The sequence below is a fragment of the Modestobacter muralis genome, assembly GCF_010682105.1.
GTDB lineage: Bacteria > Actinomycetota > Actinomycetes > Mycobacteriales > Geodermatophilaceae > Modestobacter > Modestobacter muralis.
Map to the genome: position 1 here is coordinate 1 of NZ_JAAGWH010000047.1, position 6298 is coordinate 6298.

General features: G+C 73.3%; 7 protein-coding genes and 1 pseudogene. 2 read left to right on the plus strand and 6 right to left on the minus strand.

Annotated features, from left to right (window positions below):
• Window positions 1-266: 266 nt before the first annotated feature.
• Window positions 267-1082: a translation elongation factor Ts gene (tsf, locus tag GCU67_RS15480; RefSeq protein ID WP_163612121.1), complete on the minus strand. Its 816-nt coding sequence runs from the start codon at window positions 1080-1082 to the stop codon at window positions 267-269.
• 158 nt (window positions 1083-1240) lie between these two features.
• Window positions 1241-2182: a 30S ribosomal protein S2 gene (gene rpsB / locus GCU67_RS15485; RefSeq protein WP_163612122.1), complete on the minus strand. Its 942-nt coding sequence runs from the start codon at window positions 2180-2182 to the stop codon at window positions 1241-1243.
• A 303-nt stretch (window positions 2183-2485) separates the two neighbouring features.
• Between rpsB and GCU67_RS15490 the strand changes: the two genes are divergently transcribed.
• Window positions 2486-3001, plus strand: coding sequence for a peptidoglycan DD-metalloendopeptidase family protein (locus GCU67_RS15490; RefSeq protein ID WP_338105054.1), 516 nt, complete (start codon window positions 2486-2488; stop codon window positions 2999-3001).
• A 48-nt stretch (window positions 3002-3049) separates the two neighbouring features.
• Window positions 3050-3589: a DUF4262 domain-containing protein gene (locus GCU67_RS15495; protein WP_163612123.1), complete on the plus strand. Its 540-nt coding sequence runs from the start codon at window positions 3050-3052 to the stop codon at window positions 3587-3589.
• A gap of 18 nt (window positions 3590-3607) precedes the next feature.
• On the opposite strand, the gene GCU67_RS15500 is transcribed toward GCU67_RS15495, so the two are convergent.
• From GCU67_RS15500 to GCU67_RS15515, 4 genes and pseudogenes are all read right to left on the minus strand, one after another.
• A complete protein-coding gene (locus tag GCU67_RS15500) occupies window positions 3608-4177 on the minus strand; it encodes a DUF6461 domain-containing protein (RefSeq protein ID WP_163612124.1) in 570 nt (189 codons plus the stop codon).
• Window positions 4178-4199: 22 nt separating this feature from the next.
• Window positions 4200-4997 (minus strand): RNA polymerase sigma factor WhiG, encoded by a 798-nt coding sequence (whiG, locus tag GCU67_RS15505; protein WP_163612125.1) that lies wholly within the window; start codon window positions 4995-4997, stop codon window positions 4200-4202.
• 63 nt (window positions 4998-5060) lie between these two features.
• Window positions 5061-6020, minus strand: coding sequence for a tyrosine recombinase XerC (locus GCU67_RS15510; RefSeq protein WP_163612126.1), 960 nt, complete (start codon window positions 6018-6020; stop codon window positions 5061-5063).
• A 62-nt stretch (window positions 6021-6082) separates the two neighbouring features.
• Window positions 6083-6298 (minus strand): annotated as a pseudogene (locus GCU67_RS15515) (DNA-processing protein DprA); the annotation flags it as partial.

The window sequence follows — 6298 nt, forward strand, 5'->3', positions numbered from 1 at the left end:
CGCGCCCGTCGGTGGGGGTGGAGGAGGCGGGCGCGAACAGCAGCCCCTCGGGGTTGCCGGCAGGTCGCGAGTCGGTCACGTGGTTCCTTGTCGTCGTTCGGTCTGGGGGTGTCGGTCGATCGTGCCGCATGAGCGCACCGGGTGTCCCGGGCCGCTCACCCGGACAGGCCACCGGCCCCGCCCCTGGAGAGGGACGGGGCCGGTCGGCTCCTTCGCAGGGCCCCGCGCCGCGCGGAGCGTGGTGTGGGGGGCGAAGGGGTCCTTGCTCAGGCCTGGCCGACCTCGAACCGGGCGAACCGGTCGACGGTCAGGCCGGCGTCGGCGATGACCTGCTGCACGGTGCGCTTCGGCTCGGTGATCGAGGGCTGCTCGAGGAGGACGAAGTCCTTGTAGTAGGCGTTGACCCGACCCTCGACGATGCGGGCGATCGCCTGCTCGGGCTTGCCCTCCTCCTTCGCCGTCTGCTCGGCGACGCGGCGCTCGGTCTCCACCGCCTCGGCGGGGACCTCGTCGCGGTTGAGGTAGCGCGGCCGCGCGGCGGCGATGTGCATCGCCAGCGAGCGGGCGGCGTCCTCGGAGCCACCGGAGTACTCCACGGCGACACCGATCGCCGGGGGCAGGTCGGTGGCGCGCTTGTGCAGGTAAACAGCGGTGGTGCCGTCGAACAGGGCGACCTTGGACAGCACGAGCTTCTCGCCGATGCGGGCGGACTCGCCCTCGATCAGCTTCTCGATGGTCTGACCGTCGACCTCGGTGGCCAGCAGGGCGGCGGCGTCGGCCGGCTTGGCGTCCAGCGCGTAGCCGAGCAGCCGGTCGGCCAGGGCGACGAAGTCGGCGTTCTTGGCGACGAAGTCGGTCTCGCAGTCGAGCTCGAGCAGCGCGCCGTCGCGGCTGACGACGACACCGTTGGTGGTCGAGCGCTCCAGGCGCTTGCCCACGTCCTTGGCGCCCTTGACGCGGAGGAACTCGATGGCCTTGTCATAGTCGCCATCGGCCTCGGTCAGGGCCTTCTTGGAGTCCATCATGCCGGCGCCGGTGGCGTCACGGAGACGCTTCACGTCGGCTGCGGTGAAGGCAGGCATGTCACTTCCTCTGATCTCGTGGTGGGAGGGCGGGGCTCGGCGCCCCTGGCAGTGCTGGCTCGCGGTGCTGACTCGGCGGTGCAGCGCGCACCCGACAGGGCCGGGCATGCAGCGGCGCCGCCCCTCACCGCGTGAGCGGGAGGAGCGGCGCCGATGGGTCAGCCGTTCTGGGCGCCCTGGGTCCCGGTCTCGGTGCTGCCGGTGGCCGGCACGGCCTCGACCGGAGCGACCTCGGTGGCCGTGACCGTCGGCGGCTCGGCCGGGGTCTCGGGCAGCGGGGTGGCGGTGGCGTCGGCGGCCGGGGCAGCCGCAGCGTCGCCACCGGTCAGCAGCTCACGCTCCCAGTCGGCCAGCGGCTCGGCCGCCGGGACGACAGCGGCGTCCTCGCCACGACCGGCGTTGGCCTGCGCGGCCGAGCGGGCCTGCAGGCCCTCGGCGACCGCGTCGGCGATCACGCGGGTCAGCAGCGCGGTGCTGCGGATGGCGTCGTCGTTGCCCGGGATCTTGTAGTCGACCTCGTCGGGGTCGCAGTTGGTGTCGAGGATCGCGACGACGGGGATGTTGAGCTTGCGCGCCTCGCCGACGGCGATGTGCTCCTTCTTGGTGTCCACGATCCAGACGGCGCTCGGCACCTTCTTCATGTCGCGGATGCCGCCGAGGGAGCGCTCGAGCTTAATCCGCTCACGGGAGAGAACCAGCTGCTCCTTCTTCGACAGGCTGACCAGCGCACCGGTCTGCTCGAGCTCCTCGAGCTCCTTCATGCGCTCCAGCCGCTTGTAGACGGTCTGGAAGTTGGTGAGCATGCCGCCCAACCAGCGCTGGTTCACGTAGGGCATGCCGACGCGGGTCGCCTGCTCGGCGATGACCTCCTGCGCCTGACGCTTGGTCCCGATGAACATGATCGAACCGCCGTGGGCGACGGTCTGCTTCACGAACTCGTAGGCCTGGTCGATGTAGCCCAGCGTCTGCTGGATGTCGATGATGTAGATGCCGTTGCGCTCGGTGAAGATGAAGCGCTTCATCTTCGGGTTCCAGCGACGGGTCTGGTGCCCGAAGTGGACCCCGCTGTCGAGCAGGTTCTTCATGCTGACGACTGCCACGTGGCGCCGCCTTCCTTCTCGTGCACGGCCGGCCGGGGCCGGTCCGCGCTGCTCGGTTGTCGCGGGCACCGTGTGGTGGCCCGCCCTGGTGCCCGCACCGCGCCACCGAACCCGTTCCGGGGAACGGGACCGGGGTGGCGACCGGCCTGCCGTACCAGCAGGAGGCGGACACGCGAAGTCGATCCGCCGGAGGCGGACCGCACCGGTGAGCATACGCCGTGCTCAGCGGTCCCCCGACCGGGTCGTCCCCGGCCCACCCGCTGGTCCACACCCCCGTCCCGGACCGCCCTCGACGGCTCCCCCGTGGCGAGGCTGACCGACGTGCCGCCCGCCCGCGTCCTGGTCCCGCTCACCGTGCTCCTCGTCCTCCTCGGTGGGGTGCCGGCCGCCTCTGCCGCACCCGTCGCCCCGCTGTGGGGCTGGCCGGTCACCGCTGGCACGCCGGTCACCCGGCCGTTCGCACCGCCGCCGTCGCCGTACGCGGCCGGACACCGGGGCGTGGACCTCGCCACCGTCCCCGGGCAGCCCGTCGTCGCCGCGGGGGTCGGCGTGGTCGCGTTCGCCGGCATGGTGGCCGGACGCCCGGTGGTCAGCGTCGACCACCCCGGCGGGCTGCGGACGACGTACGAGCCGGTGACGCCGTCGGTGGCAGCCGGCCAGGCCGTCGCGCTCGGGACACCGCTGGGCGAGCTGACCGCCGGGCACGCCGGCTGCCCGGCCGAGGCCTGCCTGCACTGGGGGCTGCGCCGGGGCGGGACCTACCTGGACCCGCTCTCCCTGCTGCGTGCCCCGCGGGTCCGGCTGCTGCCGTGGGACTGATCCGTCGTGATCACCGACGGCGGTCCCGCGCCCGGTTACGGTCCAGGGGTGCGATTCCGACGCAAGCCCAAGCCGGACCCCGCCGCCGTCGACCCCACGGCCACCTCAGCCACGGAGGGGTCGGCGGAGGACACGGCGCTGGACGAGGTGGCCGAGCAGGTGCGGCGGGACCTGCAGCGGGTCGTCGACCGGTTCGGCTGGGCGGTGCTGCACGGCGGCGGCAACCCCGGCGACCCGCGGTGGTCCACCACCGTGGGGCTGACCGCTCTGGGCCACCCCGAGGTCATCGTGCTCGGCCTGCCGTTCGAGGCCGGCGAGAAGTACCTGAACCTGGTCGGCGAGGCGGTGCGGGGCGGTGCCCGGTTCACCCCCGGCGTCACGACGACCGCGCTCACCGACGAGACGTCGCCCGTGGTGTTCCTGCAGGTGGACGACGACCCGCGGACGTCGGTGGCCGAGCAGTTCTACGGGTCGGTCGAGGTCCTGCAGCTGGTCTGGCCGGACTCGACCGGCAAGCTGCCGTGGGAGGAGGGCCACCGCAACCCGCCGTCGGCCCAGCCGCTGTTGGGACCGGCGCCCACCAGCTGAGTCGGTGGGCAACTCGCGCTAGCAGAAGCCGATCGCGAGCCGGTCGGGTGCCGTTCCGCGCAGTTCATCCGGGCTCAGGACCACCCCGGTGAGTCGCTCCATGAGCAGCAGCGCTGCCTGGAGCCACCGGTCCTCTCGCTGCCCGAAGGCCAGGCCCTCCTCCTCCCCGACCTGCCCCATGACGTCGTACATCAGCGGTTCGAACTGGCGGACGAGCACACCGTCCACGGCGTACCCGAACCACATGTCCGCGTTGATGCTGGAGGAGACCACAGCGGCCCGGCCGTTGACGGACAGACTCTCGACCGCGCCGTCCAGTGTGGCGCCGGACCCGCTCGAGTCCTCGACCAGCACCGTCCAGTCAGCTGTGGTCCAGGCCTCGACGACGCTGGCCCATGGTGGGCCGACGACGTGATCGGCCCACGCACGGACCTCGGCCGCCGATCCGACGTCGGTCGCCCCGCCGGGTGCCAGCAGCTCCAACGCCCTCGCCGGCCCGAGACCCGCCACCAGGGACACGGTCGCCCCCGGCCCGAACACCGAGTCCTCGGCCGCCCAGTCGTACTGCGCGACGTCCTCGACGGGCACGGGTCTCCTCGAGGCGCAGGGGTCAGGCGATGTCGGCGAGCTTGGTGCGCAGGTGCAGGACCGCCTTGGTGTGCAGCTGGCAGATCCGGCTCTCGGTCACCCCGAGCACCCGGCCGATGTCGGCCAGCGTGAGCCCCTCGAAGTAGTAGAGGCTGACGACGACCTTCTCCCGCTCGGGCAGCTGCTCGACGGCGCGGGCCAGCAGCTGCCGGGCCTCGCCGTGCTCGGCCATCGCCTGCGGGTCCAGCGCGCTGGTGTCCTTGAGCGTGTCGACCAGGCGCGGGGCGGAACCGTCGTCGTCCACGAGCAGTTCGTCGAGGGCCACGACGTTGACCAGGGAGAGCTGGCCGAGGAACTTGCGGACCTCCTCGACGTCCATCTCCATCTCCTCGGCGATCTCCTCCTCGGTCGGGTTCCGCTGGAAGCGGGCCTCGAGGGCGGCGACCGTGCGCTCGAACTGGCGCGCCTTCATCCGCACCGACCGCGGGATCCAGTCCGTCGAACGCAGCTCGTCGATGATCGCGCCGCGGATGCGGGCCATCGCATAGCTCTCGAACTTGATCTCCCGGGAGGGCTCGAACCGGGTGATCGCGTCGATGAGCCCGAAGGTGCCGTAGGAGACCAGGTCGGCCTGCTCCACGTGCGCGGGCAGACCGCTGCCGACCCGGCCGGCGACGTACTTCACCAGCGGGGCGTAGTGCAGGATCAGCCGGTCGCGCAGCCCGGTCTCCCGGTCGACGACGTAGCGCGCCCACAGCTCGGCGATGCCGGCGTCGGGGTCACCGCTCACACCGACCTGCTGCACCGTTGCCTCAGACACCTGCACTCCCCCGCTCGACCGATGCTGCTGGGTTCACCGCTGCACTGCTCATCGCTGCGCTCCTCACGCTCGGGGGTGGGCGCGGGCGTGGACCGCCCGCAGCCGCTCGACCGTCACGTGCGTGTAGACCTGCGTGGTCGCGAGGCTAGCGTGGCCCAGCAGTTCCTGGACGCTGCGGAGGTCGGCGCCGCCCTCCAGGACGTGTGTGGCCGCCGAGTGCCGGAGCCCGTGCGGACCCACGTCCGGCGTGCCCGGGGTCGCCGCGATTGCGGCGTGCACCAGCCGCCGCGCCTCGCGCGGGTCCAGCCGGCCGCCGCGCACACCCAGCAGCAGCGCCGGTCCGCTCGCCGCGGTGGCCAGTGCCGGGCGCCCGCGGGTCAGCCACGTCTCCAGGGCCTCGGCGGCCGGGACGCCGAAGGGGACGCTGCGCTCCTTGCGGCCCTTGCCCAGCACGCGCAGCAGCCGGCGTCCCCGGTCGACGTCGTCGATGTCGAGGCCCACGAGCTCACCGACCCGGATGCCGCTGGCGTAGAGCAGCTCCACCACCAGCACGTTGCGCAGCCGCAGCGCCGTGTCCGCGGCGTCCTCGTCCTCGGCCGGGGGGCGGGCGGCCTCCTCCAGCACCGCCCGCGCCTGGTCGGCGGCGAGCACCCCGGGCAGCGTGCGGTGGGCCTTGGGGCTCGACAGCCGCAGGCCGACGTCCTCGGCCGTCTGCCCGCTGCGCCGGAGGTGGGCGGTGAACGAGCGGGCCGAGGCGGCGCGGCGGGCGGTGGTGGAGCGGCTGTCGCCGCGGGTGCGCCCCAGCGCCAGCCAGCTGCGCAGGGCCGCCAGGTCGAGATCGGCGACGGTCCCCCCGCCGCGCCGGACCAGGTGGTCCAGCAGCGAGACGACGTCACCGACGTAACCCCGCACGGTGTGCTCGGAGAGGTCTCGCTGCAGGCTGAGGTGCTCCTGCCAGCCGTCCAGCGACTCGGCCAGCGCCGGCGGCAGGGCCGCACGCAGCGCAGCTGTCCCGGTGGCCATGGGTGGAGCGTCCGTCGGCGGGCACGGCCGGTCAACGTGCCGCGCCGTGGACCGGTCGTGCGCTACCGGTCACGGGACGGCGGGGTGACCCGCCATCCGGTGCCGGTCCACTCGACCAGGCCGTGCAGCTCCAGCGCCGGCAGCACCCGCAGGACGTCGAGCACCTCGCACCCGGCGACCGTCGCCAGCCGCTCCGGTGACACCCCCAGCCGCACCGGGCAGGCGTCCAGCACCCGCCGGGCGACGTCGGACAGCGAGTCGCGCACGGACCCGGGCCG

Coding starts and splice junctions, on each gene's coding strand:
- tsf (WP_163612121.1), bottom strand. CDS start 1,082: ATGCCTGCCTTCACCGCAGCCGACGTGAAGCGTCTCCGTGACGCCACC.
- GCU67_RS15510 (WP_163612126.1), bottom strand. CDS start 6,020: ATGGCCACCGGGACAGCTGCGCTGCGTGCGGCCCTGCCGCCGGCGCTG.